Origin of the sequence: Gordonia jacobaea (assembly GCF_965344965.1) — a bacterium.
GTDB classification, from domain to species: domain Bacteria; phylum Actinomycetota; class Actinomycetes; order Mycobacteriales; family Mycobacteriaceae; genus Gordonia; species Gordonia jacobaea.
Genome location: NZ_CBDRLS010000001.1, coordinates 774,275 through 790,651 on the forward strand (window position 1 = coordinate 774,275; position 16,377 = coordinate 790,651).

Genomic DNA, 16,377 nt, shown 5'->3' on the forward strand with positions numbered 1-16,377 from the left:
TTGCGAATCGGCACGATCGAGCTCGCCAGTCCCGTGGTGCTCGCACCCATGGCGGGCGTCACCAACGTGGCGTTCCGCACGCTGTGTCGCGAACTCGAATTGGCCCGCACCGGCACGGTGTCGGGTCTGTACGTCTGTGAGATGGTCACCGCCCGCGCGCTCGTCGAGCGGCATCCGGTCACCATGCACATGACCACGTTCGGACCGGACGAGAATCCGCGGTCGATGCAGCTCTACACGGTGGATCCGCGCTACACCTACGAGGCAGCCAAGATGATCGTCGACGAGAATCTCGCCGACCACATCGACATGAACTTCGGCTGCCCGGTCCCGAAGGTGACCCGCAAGGGCGGCGGCTCGGCGATCCCCTACAAGCGCACCCTGTTCCAACGAATCGTCGCGGCCGCGGTCAAGGCGACCGAGGGCACCGACATCCCCGTCACCGTCAAGTTCCGCATCGGAATCGACGACGAGCATCACACGCACCTCGACGCCGGGCGCATCGCCGCGGGCGAGGGCGCGAAAGCTGTTGCGCTCCATGCCCGTACGGCTTCGCAGCGGTACTCCGGCGAGGCCGACTGGGCCGAGATCGCCCGCCTCAAGGAGCACGTGACCGACGTACCGGTGCTCGGTAACGGCGACATCTTCGAACCCAAGGACGCGGTGACGATGATGGCGCAGACCGGATGCGACGGCGTCGTGGTCGGACGCGGCTGCCTCGGCAGGCCGTGGCTGTTCGCCGAGCTCGCCGCCGAACTCAACGGACTGCCCGCACCCGCCGCACCGAACCTCGGTGAGGTCGCACAGATCATCGTCAGGCACGGCGAGTTGCTCGCCGATCACCACGGCGAGGACAAGGGCATGCGCGAGATGCGCAAACACGTCGCCTGGTACCTGCGCGGATTCCCGGCCGGTTCGAAGATTCGTTCGCGCATGTCGCTGGTGTCGACGCTCGACGAACTCCGCGACCTCGTCGGATCACTTCCCGCCGACACACCGTTCCCCGAGGACGGGCACGGTCCGCGTGGGCGGCAGGGGTCGCCCGCCAAGGTCGCGCTCCCCGACGGCTGGCTCGACGATCCCTACGAGGATGTCGTCCCCGCAGGCGCGGAAGTGATGCACTCCGGCGGCTGAGGCGCTTCTCAGGACCTATCAGTACTATGTCCGAAGGTCCCGCAGGCGGGATCTGAGTTCTTCCTGCTTGCCGCAGCGTTCAGCCCCGACGGGGCGGCAGCGTCACCACGGGGTACGAGGATATGTGACGTGAGTCGTTGGACACCCAAGCCGCACGGCGACGAGCCGGGCGACCGGGACGATTCGACGTCCTCATCGACTCCACACGCTTCACGCACCTCACGCCCAGCGAACCCCAACGACGGCAGGCTGCGTGAGCCGCGCTCCGCCGATCGGTACGTCCGCGGCCGTAGTCGCATGACCGTCCGCGAGCTGATGGAGCAGATGAACGCCGATCCCGGCGCACGCTCCGATTCCCCGTCCGCTACCCCGGCTGCCGCCGACAAGGCGACCGATTCTGACAAGCCGTCCGCATCCAGCAAGCCGTCTGCTTCTGACGAACCGACCGGCGCCGGCACGCAGCCACGAGGTGATTCGTCGCCGACCGAGGCCATCCCACGAGTCGGCGGCTATCGTTCCGGACTACGCCGAGCTCGGCGTGGGACAGACCGTGCCGCCACGGACAAGCCGTCGAATCGCCCTTCCGACACGCCAGGGGCCAACGAGGTCACGCGCAAGATCCCGATCGTCGGTGCCACCCCAGAACCCGTCGTCGACCTCAGTGACAGGGCGACGACGGAGCGGGTCGTCGAGGAATCACGGGCACAGGGGTCACACCTCGAGCCCACTGCATCCGGAAATTCCGCCGCGTCCGGAGATGCCGCAGCGCCCGACGCGCCCGAGCAGACCCCCGCTCCGGAACCGGAGCGCGAGCCGGCGTCCCCGCCGCTCGAGCCCACTCCCGACCTCACCGAGACGATCGCGCTGCGTTCACGCCCGCAACGTGTGGGGCGTCGACGTCACGACCGCACGACACGCCAGAACGTCGCGTTCACCGGCCGCATCATGGTCGCCATCGCGTGCGTCATGGCGCTCGTCGGGACCGGCTTCGTGTGGGGGTACATGAAGTCGAAGAACAGCGATTGGCGGACCATCGCCGCCGTCGACCCGGACGACACGAACATTCGCAACAAAGACGCCCAGTACGGCGACGAGAACTACCTGATCGTCGGTACCGACACCCGCAGCGGCAAGAACGGCAAGGTTGGCGCGGGCACCACGGCCGACGCCGAGGGCGCACGTTCTGACACGGTGATCCTGGTCAACATCCCCGCCAACCGCAGCCGCGTGGTTGCGGTCTCATTCCCGCGGGATCTGCAGGTCGACCGACCCGAATGTCAGGATTGGGACAACGACGCCGGAACCTATACCGGCGACCTACCCGCGGCCAGCCAGGTGAAGCTGAACAGCGTCTACGCCGACGGCGGACCGAAGTGCCTGGTCAAGGTCATCACCGAGATGAGTGGTCTGAACATCAACCACTTCATCGGGATGGACTTCTCCGGCTTCGAGAAGATCGTGCGCGCTGTCGGCGGCGTCGAGGTGTGCTCCACGACGCCGGTGTACGACTACGAACTCGGCCAGATCCTCTCCAAGCCGGGCAAGCAGACGATCACCGGTCGCAAGGCGCTCAACTACGTTCGCGCCCGCACGGTGTCGACGGAGGGCAACGGCGACTACGGACGCATCAAGCGCCAACAGTTGTTCATGTCGTCGCTGCTGCGGTCGACGCTCTCAGGCAACGTCCTGTCCAATCCGGCCAAGCTCAACAGCATCGTCAACACCTTCATCAAGAACAGCTACGTCGACGGCGTCGACACGCAGTCACTGCTCAAACTCGCCGACTCGATGCAGGGTATCGAGGCGGGTCGCGTGACGTTCCTGACCATCCCGACGTCGGGTACGGCGACCGACGGCTCGAATAACGAGATCCCGCGCACCGACGACATCAACGCCATCTTCAACGCGATCATCGACGACGACCCGCTCCCCGGCGAGCAGGCCGCGAAGAAGAAGCAGAGCAGTTCGTCGAAGAAGCAGACCACGGCTGCGGGCGCCACCACGAGTACGTCGCAGACGCCGTCGACGGTCTCGGCTACCGCGCAGAACCCGAGCAACGTCGGGGTGCGTGTGCTCAACGGCACGGGCAAGGCCGGGCAAGCCGCCGACGCGTCCGACCAGCTGACCGCCCAGGGCTTCGACGTCCGCGGCGTCGCGGATGCATCGGAGAACCGCACAGACACCGTCGTGCGCTACGGGCCGGGCGAACAGGACTCTGCCGCGACACTCGCCGCGATGTTCCCCGGCGCCAAGATCCAGAGCGACAAGACAGTGAAGTCGGGCGTCGAGGTCATCCTCGGCAGCGACTTCGCCGGCAGCGTCACCAGTGCTCCCGCCGCAGGCGAGACGCTATCGGCGCAGGCACTGCCTCCAGCGGCGAACTCCAGCAATCTGCCCAACGATCTCGCGGTGACCAACGCGGGAGACACCACCTGCTCCTGACGGGCGCACGTACCGCGAGCAGAGCTACTCACCGCGCGTTCACGGTGTGTTCACCACGCGGAAGATCGTGATCTGCGGCACGCACAGTACCCTTGAGGGTATGCGTACCGCGTATCAAGAACAGCTGCATTCACTGAATGCGGTGCTCGGAGAAATGTGCGATCTGGCCGGTTCAGCAATGGACCGTGCCACCCAGGCCCTCTTGCAGGCCGATCTCGCCATTGCCGAGGAAGTGCTGTCGGAGAACGACAAACTGTCCGAACTGTCCGCGCGCGCCGAGGAGCAGGCGTTCGCGCTTCTCGCGCTCCAGGCTCCCGTCGCAGGCGACCTGCGCGGAGTCGTCAGTGGGTTCCAGATCGTCGCAGACGTCGACCGTATGGGCGCGCTGGCGCTGCACGTCGCCAAGGTCGCCCGACGACGCCATCCCGCGAAGGCCCTGCCCGAAGAGGTCAACGGCTACTTCGCCGAGATGGGCAGGCTGGCAGTCCAGCTCGCCACCAACGCGCGCGAGGTCCTCGACACGCAAGATCCCGAGGCTGCGGTTCGTCTGCAAGAAGACGACGACGCCATGGATGATCTGCATCGCCACCTGTTCACGGTGCTGATGGACCGGGACTGGCAGCACGGAGTTGCCGCAGCCGTCGACGTCACCCTGCTGGGCCGCTACTACGAGCGCTTCGCCGACCACGCCGTACTCATCGGCCGTCGGGTCGTCTTCCAGGCCACCGGCCAGACGCCCGAGCAGTTCCAGGACGCTTCTTAAAGCACAGACGCTTCCCGACACACCCCCACCACCGACGTCGGTGGATCACACCCCGGTTCGGATGTGATTCACCGACGTTTCTCGTCGTGGAGGGCGTCCTGACTTCACGCACACCAGGCGCGCAGTCTAGGGTGAGCGCCATGGGCGTGCACTATCCGGCAGAACCTGATTTTAATGCCGAATCCGACGACGAAGCCGAAGCACATCTCCGGCGACGCCAGCTGTTCGTCTATGTCGGCGTGACGCTGTCGCTCGTCGCTCTGCTGGTCATTCTGTTGCTCAACATGTGAGCCCCCCATCAACGCAAAAGACCCGCGACGATTCCTCGTCGCGGGTCTTTGTCTGCTTGTGGGCCTGTGCGTTGTGCCCTGCCGGTGATCAGCCGAAGCGGCCGGAGATGTAGTCCTCGGTCTCGCGCTTGGTGGGGTGCGTGAAGATGGTCTCGGTGTCGCCGATCTCGACCAACTGTCCCGGCTGGCCGACGCCCTCGAGGTTGAAGAACGCGGTCTGATCGCTCACACGCGCAGCCTGCTGCATGTTGTGCGTGACGATGACGATCGTGAAGTCCTTCTTGAGCTCGCCCATCAGATCCTCGATGGCCAGCGTCGAGATCGGATCGAGCGCAGAGCACGGCTCATCCATCAGCAGGACGTCCGGCGACACCGCGATGGCACGCGCGATGCACAGTCGCTGCTGCTGACCACCCGAGAGACCGCCACCGGGCTTGTCGAGACGGTCCTTGACCTCTTCCCACAGGTTGGCGCCGCGAAGGCTGCGCTCGGCCACCTCGTTGAGCTGCTTCTTGTTGCGAATGCCCTGCAGGCGAAGACCTGCGACGACGTTGTCTCGGATCGACATGGTCGGGAAGGGATTCGGCCGCTGGAACACCATGCCGATCGTCGTACGGACACTCGTCGGGTTGACCTCTTTGGAGTAGATGTCCTCACCGTCGAGCAGCACACTGCCGACCGCATAGGCTCCGGGGATCTCCTCGTGCATGCGATTGAGCGTGCGCAGCACCGTCGACTTGCCGCAGCCCGACGGACCGATGAACGCGGTGATGCTGCGCGGCGGCACTGCAAGAGTCACGTCCTTCACGGCGTGGAACTTGCTGTAGTAGATATTCAGGTCTTTGATGTCGAGGCGCTTGGCCATGGCATTACTCTCTCGTGCTGTTGATGTACGACGCTGTTGCTGGGCGTGCGGTCTTACCTGGACTTGGGTGCCAGGAACTTCGCGAGCAGCGCTGCGACGATGTTGAGGATGGCGATGATGATGATCAGCGTCAGCGCTGCACCCCAGTAGTAGAACGACGACGCCGGCTGACTCGCCGCCCACATGTCCTTGATGAACAGAGGCAGCGAGTTCATACCGCCCTCGAAGGGGTTGGTCTTGACCAGCGAACTCGCCGGACCCGCGAGGATCAGGACTGGGGCGGTCTCACCCATGATGCGTGCGATGGCGAGGAAGATGCCGCTGAGCATGCCCGACAGCGCGGTCGGGATCACGACACGCATGATCGTCTTCCACTTGGGGATGCCCAATGCGTACGACGCTTCGCGCAGTTCGTCGGGTACGAGCTTGAGCATCTCCTCCGACGATCGGACGACGATCGGGATCATCAGCAGGATGAGCGCGAGACTGACCATGAAGGCGCTCTGCCCCATCGAGAGTCCGATGACGAACACCGTGAAGATGAACAGCGTCGCGACGATCGACGGCACGCCCGCGAGAATGTCGACCATGAAGCTGACCGGTTTGACCAGCTTCGACGTCGGGTACTCGACCAGGAGAACGGCCGTGAGCACCGCGATCGGGACCGAGATGATCGTGGCGACGAGCGCCTGGATGATCGAACCGACGATCGCCGGCGCGATTCCCGCGCCATAGTCGGTTGTGGTGTCGACCGCGTAGCCGTCGCCAAACCACCAGTTCGGGTCGGTGATGGCGCTCGCTCCATTCGAGAGCACCGTCCACAGCAACCACACCAGTGGAATGACGCCGAGCGCGAAGCAGATGAAGAATGCGGCGCGCGCACCGTTGTTGCGGATTCGACGACTCAGCGAGATCTCGCGGAATGCCGACGGATGTTGTTTGACCGGGCCGCCGCCTGCGCCCTTATCAAGTGCGATGCTCATCCGTTGACCTTTCCGCCTGCGACCGTGCGAGCGACCGCGTTCACCACGAATGTCAGGAGGAACAACACCAGACCGGCCGCGATGTAGGCGCTCTGGGTGTCCTGGCTACCGACGAACTCGCCCACGTCGCGAGCGATCTTCGACGCGAACGTGTCGCCGCCTTCGAACAGCGACCACTTGAGGCGGCCGACGGCGGCACTCAGGATGATCATGACGGCGATGGTCTCGCCGAGCGCACGTCCGAGCGCCAGCATCGCCGCGGCGATCATGCCGGAGCGTCCGTACGGGAACGAGGTCATCCGGATGACCTCCCACTTCGTCGCACCGAGGGCCAGTGCCGCTTCTTTCTGGCCGGGAGGGGTCTGGCGCAGCACCTCTCGGGTGATCGAGGTGATGATCGGCAGCATCATGATCGCGAGCACGATGCCCGCGGTGAAGATCGTGCCTCCGCCGCTGACTGACGTGCTACCGGCGGAGAAGAGGAAGAACCAGCCGAGCACGCTGTTGAGCCATTCCGCGAACGGCGCGATCACCGGCGCGAGGACGTAGATGCCCCAGAGACCGAAGATGATCGACGGCACCGCCGCGAGCAGATCGATGACCGCGGCGAGCGGGCGGGCGACCTGTCGCGGGGCGTACTCCACGAGGAACACCGCGATGCCGATCGCGATCGGGGTGGCGATCACCAGGGCGAACAGCGAGGTCAGAACCGTCGCTCGGAACAACTCCCAGATGCCGAAACGCACCGTGTCGTTGTCGAAGTTCGCCGAACTGACGTCCCACTGGGACGAGAAGATGAAGTTGGCGTGGTTCGCCAGCATCGCCGGTATGGCATTGACGATCAGTGCAATGCCGATACCGGCGACGAGGACGACCACGAAGAAACCCGTGCCCCGCGCGAGGTAGGAGAAAAGCTGGTCGCCGAGTGCGCCGCGGTGGCTGCGCAGGCCCGGGTGGAGCTGCTCTTCGAGCTGCTCCTCGGAATCCGGAGGCAACTGGTCGGACGATTCGGGAGGCTGCGTGCCGGGTTCGGGCGGGGTCTCCGCCTTCCCCCGGCCCACACCGGTGGTGTCATCCACAGACATAACTCATATCGCTTCGGGTCGGTGTTTTCGTGTGATTACTGAAGGGCGTTGATCGACGAAGTCAGCTTCTGCTGGAATTCGCTCGGCAGCGGGATGTAGCCCGCGTTGATCAGATCCTGGCCCTGGTTCTGCGGTGCAGACGCCACCGAGAGGAACGTCTTGACACCCTGGCCAACCGAAGTATCGGCGTACTTCGAGCAGACGATCGAGTATGTTGCCAGAATGATCGGGTACGCGCCCGCCTCGGTCGGCTTGTAGAACGATTCGGTGTCGATGACCATGTTGTGGTTGTCGGGACCGTTCTTGAGAGTCGCCGCCGCAATGGTCTTGCCGCCGGTCTCAGAGTTCAGCTCCACACCGCTCTTGTCCTGATCGGTGATGATCTTCGCCATCGACAGCTTGTTGGACTGCGCGTACGCCCACTCGACGTAGGCGATCGATCCGGGGGTCGGCTTCACTGCGGAACCAACGCCGGGGTTGCCCTGCTTGCCTTCGCCGACACCACCGTTGAAGGTCTTGCCCGCACCCTTGGTCCATCCGCCCGCAGCGGTCAGGTACTTCTGGAAGTTGTCCGTCGTGCCCGACTGGTCAGCGCGGTAGATCACGCTGATCGCAGTGCTGGGAAGGGTCTTGCCCGGGTTGTCGGCGGCAATCGCCGGATCGTTCCAGGTCTTTGCCTCGCCGCTGAAGATCTTGGAGAGCGTCGGACCCGACAGCGCGAGATCGTTGACACCATCGACGTTGTAGGTCACGGCGATCGGACCGAACACGAGCGGCAGCTGCCATGCTTCCGAGCCACAGCGCTGTGCGGCCTTCTGGATCTCGTCGCCCTTCAGCGGCGAGTCGGAGCCACCGAAGTCGGTGAGATTCTGCGTGAAGTCGGAGACACCCTGTCCCGAGCCTCCGCCACCGTAGGCGAGCTCGTGACCGGGGCAGGTCTTCGCAAACGAGGTGGAGAAGATCTTCATGGCGTTGGCCTGGGCTGTCGAACCACTCGCCTTGAGTGACTGCTTGCCCTCGCACTTGATGTCAGTCACCGCTGAGGCGGGCGCTGCGCTCGTGCCGCCCTTGTCAGCATTGCTGCTACACGCACCGAGAACGAGGGCGGAGCTGGCGGCCATCACGGCGACAGCGGCTCCTGTACGACTCAATTTCACTTTCTGGTTCCCTCCAGCATCAGAACATGGCAGTCCCGCCAAGCGGCTTTGCCCGGTCGCAATGACAGTAGGGTGCCGTGGTGGACGTACCGGGCACCGAAGGTGAACGGAAGATGAATTGGACATCTCCGGCGCGGCCTGCGCGTATTAGGTAAGCCTTTGTTAAAGTCTCCAGGAAGATGAGTAGTTCAGCCACTTCCCCCGACGCGTCGCGCACATTCACAGGCGCGGCCATCGACGCGCATCACAGTGGCCATCGCAGCGCCGTCGTCGTCGGTCCGCTCGATCTCCCGGACGCGAACTGCGCGTCGCAACGGCTCATCCGCTTCGCGAAGCGTGGCCCCCACACACGCATCGGGCTCGTACCATCACACGATCGTCGCGCCTGGTCATACGAGCCCGACAGGTTGGCCGACGCCGTCCACACCGCGCCACCGACCGACGATCCCTTGGCGTTGCTCGACGTAGTGGCGGCGCTTCCACCTCGGCATCTGCGCGTCGTACTCAGTGGCCGCTACCTGGCAATCGACTACGACCACGGCCTCGGCGACACCACCCTCCTCAACACCATCGTCGACGTTCTGCTCAGCGAGGAGATCCCCGAGACCATCGCGACATCTCCGCGCGGGTGGACGCCGACGCGTGCTCTCGCGCTCGCAGGTGCGGCCGTGTTGTCGAATCCGCGGCGGCTCATCGCACTGGCCCGGATGCACCGGTCCCGTGACTACCTGGCATCGCAACCCTCGGCGTTGGTGCCGGTCGATCCGCCACGGTCGGCGACGAGCGTGTTCGTGCGGACGCCGCGCGACGTCGTCGAATCGATGCGCGCCGCGCGGACGTCGCGCGCGCCAGGCGTCGGGATGTTCACATTGCACACCGTCGCGCTCGTGCGCGCTCTGACCGCCGCCGGGTTGCGGGTCAATCCGATGGTCACACTTCCGTTCGACGCGCGGGCCTATCTACCCCGGTCCGTGGGCACCATGGCGAACTTCGCGGCAGGCCTCGACTTCGCCGTGCTTCCCGACACCGTGCCTGTCGCGCTACAGGCAGAACTGTCGACGGCGTCGTCGATGGGTCGCCCCGTGGCGAATCTCCTTGTGACAGCAGCAAAGTCGAGAGTGGCCGAGTCAAGAGCGGCGGGGAGGTCGAGGTCCACAGAGCGCCGAAGCGTCGAGACGACCGGCCAACAGTCGTGGGCGCCCGCCGGCGAGGCGGCGATCGACCTACTGCACTCGTCGGGCGGCGTCGTACCGGGACGTGGGCGAGGATGGGATTTCGTCGACACCGACAAGGCGCTTGTCATCGGCATCGCCGAGCCTCCGTCGCCAACCGGGATCACGGTCACGAGCACATCAGTCGCAGGAAGCCTCTGTCTCACAGCGACGTTTCGCGACGATGTCTTTCCCGCCGACGCGGTGACAGCCGCGCTCGCGGACCTACCGACACAAGCACTGGCGGCACTCGGCGAGACGATCACCGCAAAGGGATAGTAGGTCGATCACATCGATTGACTTTGGTTAGCCTTCCCTAAACCTCATGGGTTAGGCTACCGTGGCCCGCCGTCCCGCATGCCGTCCGGAGTCGAAGTTGCCGTACCCGCACCAGCAGTCCGCTGCGCCCACCCTGTCGGCGATCATCTGCTGCTATACCTCCGACCGCGCCGCGCTCCTCACCCGCGCCATCACCGCCACACGCGCGCAACTCCTCGACGACGACGAGCTCGTCGTCGTGGTCGACCACAACGACGACCTGCTCACCTCCCTGAGAGCGCAGCCCTGGGCCGACCACTCCGCCGTCACGGTTGTCGCGTCATCGGGGCCGCGCGGCCTGTCCGGAGCTCGGAACACCGGCACTCAGGCGGCTCGCGGTGAGGTGCTGGTCTTCATCGACGACGACGCCGAGCCGACACCGGGATCGTTCGACCCCGTTCGATCGCGATTCGCCGATGACGACATCAGCGCGCTCGGTGGTGCGGTCGATGCCCAGTGGCTTGCTCCCCGGCCCACATGGTTTCCCGAGGAGTTCGGCTGGGTCGTCGGCTGCGACTATCGCGGACTGCCGGGGCACGGTGCTGCTATCCGCAACCCGATCGGAGCGGCAATGGCCGTGCGGCGAGACCGACTCGAGGCCATCGGAGGCTTCTCCACAGCACTCGGTCGCCACGCCGATCTTCCCGCCGGCTGCGAAGAGACCCTCATGGGAATCGCCCTGCGCCAACAGTTCCCGGATTCGACGATCCTCCGTGACACGGACTTTCGTGTCCGACATGCCGTGTCACCCGACCGGGCCCGCTTCTCCTACTTCGCACGCCGCTGCTACGAAGAGGGGCGGTCCAAGGCAACCCTGTCACGCCTGACGTCAACCGACACAGCACTTTCCACCGAACGCGGGTACGCGACCCGCACTCTGCCCCAGGGCGCGTGGCGTTCTCGCCACACCCCGACGCGGGTCGCGGCGCTCATCGCAGGCCTGGCCGTCACGTGCGCGGGGTTCGGCACCGGAACGTTGAAATCGATCGGTCGTGGCCGCGCCGCCACGACCGGTGAGTCCCCCAGAGAGGTCAGCACCGTCCGATGAGAACCCGACCGAGAATCCTGCGACTCCTTCTCGACCCGCGCATCACGCTGGTCGCCGCGCTCGTCGTGCTCCAGTTCTTCGCCGCCGAATGGGTGGTCTCCGCGACATGGCGCGGACAGTACTCCTATCGCAACGACCAGATCGGCCCGCTGGGTCTGGAGTTCTGTGGCCCACAGGGACGTTGGCCGTGCAGCGCGCTCTATCCGGTGATGAATGTCAGCTTCGTCCTCACCGGACTCGCGATCGCGGTGGTCGCGTCGAGCTGGGCTGTGCGTCGGATCGTCACGTTCCCGCATGCGGGCGCGGTGACCATCGCTGGGATCGGACTCGCCGTCAGTGGCATCATCACCGAGAAAACCGATTACCAACAACATTCAGCGGCCCTGACCACCTTCTTCGTTCTCGCATCGGTAGGGCTGGCGATGATCGGGTTCTCCGGTTCCACGCGGCTGGCCGCCGGAATCCGGGTGTTCACAGCCATCGCCGGTACGGTCGCAACCGTCGCATTCATCTCGTACGCAACGGGTTTGACCGGTTGGTTCGGGTCGGGCGGCACGCAGCGACTGATCATCTACCCGATCCTGATCGCCATCGTCGTCGCAGGAGTGTCGAGCGGTCGGGTCCGAGCTTCCGCAAGCACCGAGCCGGGAGTCTCCGATCCAGAAGTTACGCGGCTTCATCCGGTGACCACCGGATGAAGCTCGCCTCGTGCGCGCTCGTCGGAGTACTCGCCATCTCACTCGCGGCCTGCACCGTCCCGCGCACGGACGCAGAGCCTCCCGCAAGCACAGCAGCCAACACCGACGTCGTCTCCGACGAGTTCGACGGTCCCGCCGGGCCCGTCACAGGTGTATGGACCGCCGAGACCGGCGGCGGCGGTTGGGGCAACGGCGAACAGCAGGTCTACACCGACAGCACGCGCAACGTGAGGCTCGACGGCAAGGGACATCTCCTGATCACCGCGCGACGCGACTCAGGCACAATCACGTCGGCACGCCTGACGACCCGCGGCAAGTACTCGCTGCGCTACGGCACGATCTCCGCCCGTATCTCACTGCCATCGGGCCAGGGACTCCACCCAGCGTTCTGGCTGCTCGGCGATTCCCTCGAGCAGGTCGGCTGGCCGCGCGCCGGAGAGATCGACGTGATCGAAACCCTCAACACCGCAACCGATTACCACACCGGAATCCACGCGCCGCAGGACTCCAGCACGCGGGGGCAGACGGTGTCGGCGTCAGGACCCGCCCCCTTCCAACTCGCCGACACCTTTCGCACGTACTGGATGCGCAAGACACCGGGGCGCATCGTCACCGGAATCGACGATCGCGAACTGTTCTCGGTGACACCAGCCGATCTTGCATCCGACGCCCAATGGGTGTTCGACGCACCTTTCCATGTCCTGCTCAACGTCGCCGTCGGAGGCGACTGGCCCGGCCCCGCGTCGGACGACACCACTTTCCCCGCCACGATGACTGTCGATTGGATTCGGGTGACAACAACCGAACGGAGCTCCGGCACATGACCGAACTATTCACGGCGCCAATCGAACTGCGACCGGTCATGCCCGCAACCGGAGGCCCCGAGTGGCCCGGTGCGACCTGGGTGGGTCAGCTCGACACCGCCGAACTCGATCTCGCGGACCGGTCGGAAGACACCACGATCACCTGTCGTCCCCTCGACGCCGACGGCTACACGCGCGCGCGAATACTCGTTCGCGAATCCGGTGTGCCGGTACGCTTCACGGAATCAACGCTCGACGACGGACTGGCAACCGTCACCATCTCGCCCTACGACGACGAGCCCGAAAGCGGCGAGGTATCGAGCCGTCCCGTCTCGGTCGTCGTGTGTACGCGAGAGCGTCCGGAACATCTCCGCTCGGCGTTGGCGTCGCTGGCGCGCCTCGACCATCCCGATCTCGAGATCATCGTGGTCGACAACGCGCCGAAGACTGACGCAACGGCGCGGGTCGTCGAAGAATGCGACGATCCCCGAGTGCGGCTGGTGACAGAACCGACGCCTGGCCTCTCCCCGGCGCGAAACACCGGACTGGTGGCCGCATCTCACGAGATCGTCGCGTTCACCGACGACGATGTCGTCGTCGACCGGCAGTGGATCACCGGTCTGCTGGCCGGTTTCGCGCGCGCCGATGACGTCGCGTGCGTGTGCGGACTGGTACCGAGCGGCGAGTTGCGTACGCCCTCACAGGCGTACTTCGACTGGCGCGTCTCCTGGGCCGACAACATCGTCGCACGGCGCTACTCGTTGCTCGATCCGCCTGAGGACGTGCCGTTGTTCCCCTACCAGGTCGAAATCTACGGCACCGGAGCCAATTTCGCGGTCGACCGGGATCGCATCGCGCGCCTCGGCGGGTTCGACGAAGCTCTCGGCGTGGGAACCACGACGATGGGTGGCGAGGATCTCGACATCTTCCTGCGCGTGCTCATGGCCGGCTACAGCCTGGTGTCCGAGCCGTCGGCAATCGTGTGGCACCGTCACCGCAGCGACAACGATGCTCTGCTGTCGCAAGCGCGTGGCTATGGTGCGGGACTCGGCGCGGTGCTGACAAAAATCGCGTTCGACCGCGCACACCGTCGACTCGCGTTCTCTGTGCTGCGCAAACGGTTTCGTGCCGTGTCGCGTGCATCGGCCGCGTACGGCGGTGTCTGCCGTCCACCTGATCACGTTCTCGTCGACATCTCGGCGTCGGTCGGTCGCGTCGAGGTGTTCTCCGTCTTGCGCGGTCCGTTGGCGCTCGCCCGCGAACGGCGAGCGGGTCGTCAAGCCGCCCCGCTCCACGCGGCACGCGACCGCGCGAACCTCGATTCCGGTGCGATCCGATGACAACGAGTGCACAGACCGACGCCGCGAACGACACCGCGCCACCACCGCCCGAGACTCCCGACTCCGTTGAGAACCAACAGGTCACGTATCAACTTGCCGACGCCGCGCTCGTCGCAGCGCTGTGCGGTCTTCTCGGACTCATCCCCCTACCGACTCCGGTGCGCGCAGTGCTCGTCGCCGCGTTTGTGTTCGTCGGGCCTGGCGCAGCAATCACCACGTGGGTGCACATCCCCCGCAGACTCCTACCCGCAGCTGTCGTCACGCTCAGCATGTCGGTCACGACGATCGTTGCCATCGGCGCCATGTGGTCGTATCGCTGGAGTCCGACGGGCATTCTCGTCGTCGGCACCCTCGCCGTGGCGGCGAGCAGTTTCTATTGGTATTTTCGCGCTCGGTCGATGCCACCGGTGCGGTCGTGGCCAGCCGATGTCGCCGCTCGCGCCCGAGTATCGCTGCGCAGCATCGGCGTCGACACGTCGGTGGTTCTCCTCGCAGTCGCACTGATCCTCTGGGTCGTCGCGCTGAGTATCGGGTTGCCCGGCGTCGACGCCAGCTTCTTCGGGCTTCTGTTCTCCGGCGCCGGAGCACTTCTCATCCCTGCAGTCGTCCTCGTCGCCGTGGCCTTCGTGATCGCCATCGCCCGACGACGGGTCCCGGTCGCCACCGCTGCCCTGCTCACACTGATCATCGTCGAGCGCGGCACCACCTGGCTCGGAACCGAAGTGCCGCTGTATGAATGGACGTACAAGCACATCGCCGTCGTGCGCTACGTGCTGGCACACGACCTCATCCAGCCCAACGGCACCGACATCTACGCGCAATGGCCCGCGTTCTTTGTCACCACGGCCTGGTTCTCCGATGTCACCGGCCTCGACCCGATGACCCTGGCGCATGTCTTCGCGCCCGTGATCCACCTGCTGATCGCGATCATCGTCTACTCCGCGGCCCGCACGATCGGATCGTCGACTCGGGTGGCGATCACGGCAGCCTTCTGCGTGGAGATGGTGAACTGGGTTGCCCAGGACTACTTCTCGCCGCAGGCCTGGACCCTGGTCATCGCCTACGGACTCCTCACCATGCTGATCGCCTCGCGACATCACCGGCAGGCGGGAATTCTGGCCATCATCCCGTTCGCCGCGATCGTCCCGACGCATCAACTCACACCGTTCTGGGCGCTTGCGGCGGCAGTAGGACTCGTCATCTTCCGCCAGGCACGCCCGTGGTGGGCGGTCGCGGCCATGATCGGTATCGCCGGTGCATATCTGGCACTGAACTTCGAAGCCGTTGCGCCGTACGGAATTCTGTCCGGCAGCAACCCGGTCAGCAACGCCACCAGCAACGTGACCGCCGCCGGGGTGCCCGCGAAGGAGATCACGTCGCTCGTGTGCCGAGCGCTCTCGGCAGGCGTGCTGCTGCTCGCCGCCCTCTCCGCGGTGGTGGGCTGGAAACACAAGCGGCCGTATGTGATCGCGTGTGCGATCGTCGCGTTCTCCCCACTCGCCCTTCTGCTCGGTCAGAGCTATGGCGGCGAAGCGATCTTCCGCGTGTACCTGTACTCGCTGTTCGGCTGCGGACTACTCGTCGCGCCGCATATCGTTGCGGCTCTTGACGGTTTTGGCGCCGGTCGACGGCGCGCCCTCGTCGCGTGGGGCGGCGCACTCGCCGTCGTCGCGGCGGCGCTGGCGGGTGCCTACTCGTATTTCGCGCTGTGGCCGACTGTGATCGAGACCAGGGCGCAGGTCGAGGCGATCGACCGCATCACCGCGGACGCACCTCCCGGAACGCGAATCATCATGCTGTACGGGGCAGGACTACCTGCACGAATCAACGACAATTACGCGCCGTTGACGCTTGCCAATCCGTACTTCGACTACCCGCTCTCCTACGAGTTGGCCGACACGCGTGGCACTTTCCCGACGGCGGAACAACTCGGTTGGCTCGAGTGGAAGGTCGGCGAGACCGACAAGCCGACGATCGTCGCGTTCACCACCCAATCGCGCCGGGTCATCGAGTACTACGGCGAGTACCGCCCGGGTGCACCCGCCGAGTTCGAACAGATCATGCGCGAGACGCCGGGCTGGCGGACGATCTACGAGAATCCTGACACCCTTGTCCTGGAACATGATCCGAAGGCCGCGCCACGCTAGAGAGTGCCCGCCACTTCGGGACCTGGACAACGGAAGAACACAAAACGGGGCGTTCCGCGGAACGCCCCGTTTTGTGTTCGGGTGAAGCGATGC

The 16,377-nt window shown here is 65.3% G+C and carries 14 protein-coding genes; 10 read left to right on the top strand and 4 right to left on the bottom strand.

What is annotated here, in order from left to right:
- From dusB to ACRVY7_RS03565, 4 genes are all read left to right on the top strand, one after another.
- Positions 1–1,134 (top strand): tRNA dihydrouridine synthase DusB, encoded by a 1,134-nt coding sequence (dusB, locus tag ACRVY7_RS03550; RefSeq protein WP_431816388.1) that lies wholly within the window; start codon positions 1–3, stop codon positions 1,132–1,134.
- Positions 1,135–1,263: 129 nt separating this feature from the next.
- On the top strand, positions 1,264–3,576 hold the full coding sequence (locus ACRVY7_RS03555) for an LCP family protein (protein ID WP_431816001.1): 2,313 nt from the start codon (positions 1,264–1,266) through the stop codon (positions 3,574–3,576).
- Between the two features lie 100 nt (positions 3,577–3,676).
- The gene (phoU, locus tag ACRVY7_RS03560) at positions 3,677–4,339 is read left to right on the top strand and encodes a phosphate signaling complex protein PhoU (RefSeq protein WP_049698056.1); all 663 of its coding nucleotides are present in this window, start codon (positions 3,677–3,679) and stop codon (positions 4,337–4,339) included.
- Positions 4,340–4,479: 140 nt separating this feature from the next.
- Positions 4,480–4,629 (top strand): hypothetical protein, encoded by a 150-nt coding sequence (locus ACRVY7_RS03565; RefSeq protein ID WP_168431243.1) that lies wholly within the window; start codon positions 4,480–4,482, stop codon positions 4,627–4,629.
- Positions 4,630–4,717: 88 nt separating this feature from the next.
- Here ACRVY7_RS03565 and pstB read toward each other — a convergent pair whose 3' ends face one another.
- Genes pstB through pstS form a run of 4 tightly spaced genes read right to left on the bottom strand, consistent with a single transcriptional unit; the run spans position 4,718 to position 8,719 of the window.
- On the bottom strand, positions 4,718–5,494 hold the full coding sequence (gene pstB / locus ACRVY7_RS03570; protein ID WP_049697760.1) for a phosphate ABC transporter ATP-binding protein PstB: 777 nt from the start codon (positions 5,492–5,494) through the stop codon (positions 4,718–4,720).
- A gap of 53 nt (positions 5,495–5,547) precedes the next feature.
- Complete coding sequence (gene pstA / locus ACRVY7_RS03575; protein ID WP_005204269.1) at positions 5,548–6,477, bottom strand: phosphate ABC transporter permease PstA; 930 nt, start codon at positions 6,475–6,477, stop codon at positions 5,548–5,550.
- Positions 6,474–7,562, bottom strand: coding sequence for a phosphate ABC transporter permease subunit PstC (gene pstC, locus ACRVY7_RS03580; RefSeq protein ID WP_049697759.1), 1,089 nt, complete (start codon positions 7,560–7,562; stop codon positions 6,474–6,476). The genes pstA and pstC overlap by 4 nt, the downstream gene beginning before the upstream one ends.
- Positions 7,563–7,597: 35 nt before the next feature.
- Entirely contained in the window at positions 7,598–8,719 is a 1,122-nt protein-coding gene (gene pstS / locus ACRVY7_RS03585) for a phosphate ABC transporter substrate-binding protein PstS (protein ID WP_197494557.1), read from the bottom strand.
- 179 nt (positions 8,720–8,898) lie between these two features.
- Between pstS and ACRVY7_RS03590 the strand changes: the two genes are divergently transcribed.
- The 6 genes from ACRVY7_RS03590 (at position 8,899) to ACRVY7_RS03615 (ending at position 16,284) form a co-directional block, all read left to right on the top strand.
- Complete coding sequence (locus ACRVY7_RS03590; RefSeq protein WP_431816002.1) at positions 8,899–10,209, top strand: hypothetical protein; 1,311 nt, start codon at positions 8,899–8,901, stop codon at positions 10,207–10,209.
- Positions 10,210–10,270: 61 nt separating this feature from the next.
- Positions 10,271–11,296: a glycosyltransferase family 2 protein gene (locus ACRVY7_RS03595; RefSeq protein WP_431816003.1), complete on the top strand. Its 1,026-nt coding sequence runs from the start codon at positions 10,271–10,273 to the stop codon at positions 11,294–11,296.
- Entirely contained in the window at positions 11,293–11,994 is a 702-nt protein-coding gene (locus ACRVY7_RS03600) for a DUF998 domain-containing protein (protein ID WP_431816004.1), read from the top strand. The genes ACRVY7_RS03595 and ACRVY7_RS03600 overlap by 4 nt, the downstream gene beginning before the upstream one ends.
- Positions 11,991–12,818 carry a glycoside hydrolase family 16 protein gene (locus ACRVY7_RS03605; RefSeq protein ID WP_431816005.1) on the top strand — a complete coding sequence of 276 codons (828 nt, stop codon included), beginning with the start codon at positions 11,991–11,993 and terminating at the stop codon, positions 12,816–12,818. Before ACRVY7_RS03600 ends, ACRVY7_RS03605 begins: the two co-directional genes overlap by 4 nt.
- Positions 12,815–14,137 (top strand): glycosyltransferase family 2 protein, encoded by a 1,323-nt coding sequence (locus ACRVY7_RS03610; protein ID WP_431816006.1) that lies wholly within the window; start codon positions 12,815–12,817, stop codon positions 14,135–14,137. Before ACRVY7_RS03605 ends, ACRVY7_RS03610 begins: the two co-directional genes overlap by 4 nt.
- Positions 14,134–16,284: a hypothetical protein gene (locus tag ACRVY7_RS03615; protein WP_431816007.1), complete on the top strand. Its 2,151-nt coding sequence runs from the start codon at positions 14,134–14,136 to the stop codon at positions 16,282–16,284. The genes ACRVY7_RS03610 and ACRVY7_RS03615 overlap by 4 nt, the downstream gene beginning before the upstream one ends.
- Positions 16,285–16,377 lie beyond the last annotated feature (93 nt).

What these genes read in the sequence shown, in the direction of transcription:
- phoU (WP_049698056.1), top strand. Translation starts at nt 3,677, where the DNA reads ATGCGTACCGCGTATCAAGAACAGCTGCATTCACTGAATGCGGTGCTC.
- ACRVY7_RS03565 (WP_168431243.1), top strand. Translation starts at nt 4,480, where the DNA reads ATGGGCGTGCACTATCCGGCAGAACCTGATTTTAATGCCGAATCCGAC.
- pstB (WP_049697760.1), bottom strand. Translation starts at nt 5,494, where the DNA reads ATGGCCAAGCGCCTCGACATCAAAGACCTGAATATCTACTACAGCAAG.
- pstA (WP_005204269.1), bottom strand. Translation starts at nt 6,477, where the DNA reads ATGAGCATCGCACTTGATAAGGGCGCAGGCGGCGGCCCGGTCAAACAA.
- pstC (WP_049697759.1), bottom strand. Translation starts at nt 7,562, where the DNA reads ATGTCTGTGGATGACACCACCGGTGTGGGCCGGGGGAAGGCGGAGACC.
- ACRVY7_RS03590 (WP_431816002.1), top strand. Translation starts at nt 8,899, where the DNA reads ATGAGTAGTTCAGCCACTTCCCCCGACGCGTCGCGCACATTCACAGGC.
- ACRVY7_RS03600 (WP_431816004.1), top strand. Translation starts at nt 11,293, where the DNA reads ATGAGAACCCGACCGAGAATCCTGCGACTCCTTCTCGACCCGCGCATC.
- ACRVY7_RS03605 (WP_431816005.1), top strand. Translation starts at nt 11,991, where the DNA reads ATGAAGCTCGCCTCGTGCGCGCTCGTCGGAGTACTCGCCATCTCACTC.
- ACRVY7_RS03610 (WP_431816006.1), top strand. Translation starts at nt 12,815, where the DNA reads ATGACCGAACTATTCACGGCGCCAATCGAACTGCGACCGGTCATGCCC.
- ACRVY7_RS03615 (WP_431816007.1), top strand. Translation starts at nt 14,134, where the DNA reads ATGACAACGAGTGCACAGACCGACGCCGCGAACGACACCGCGCCACCA.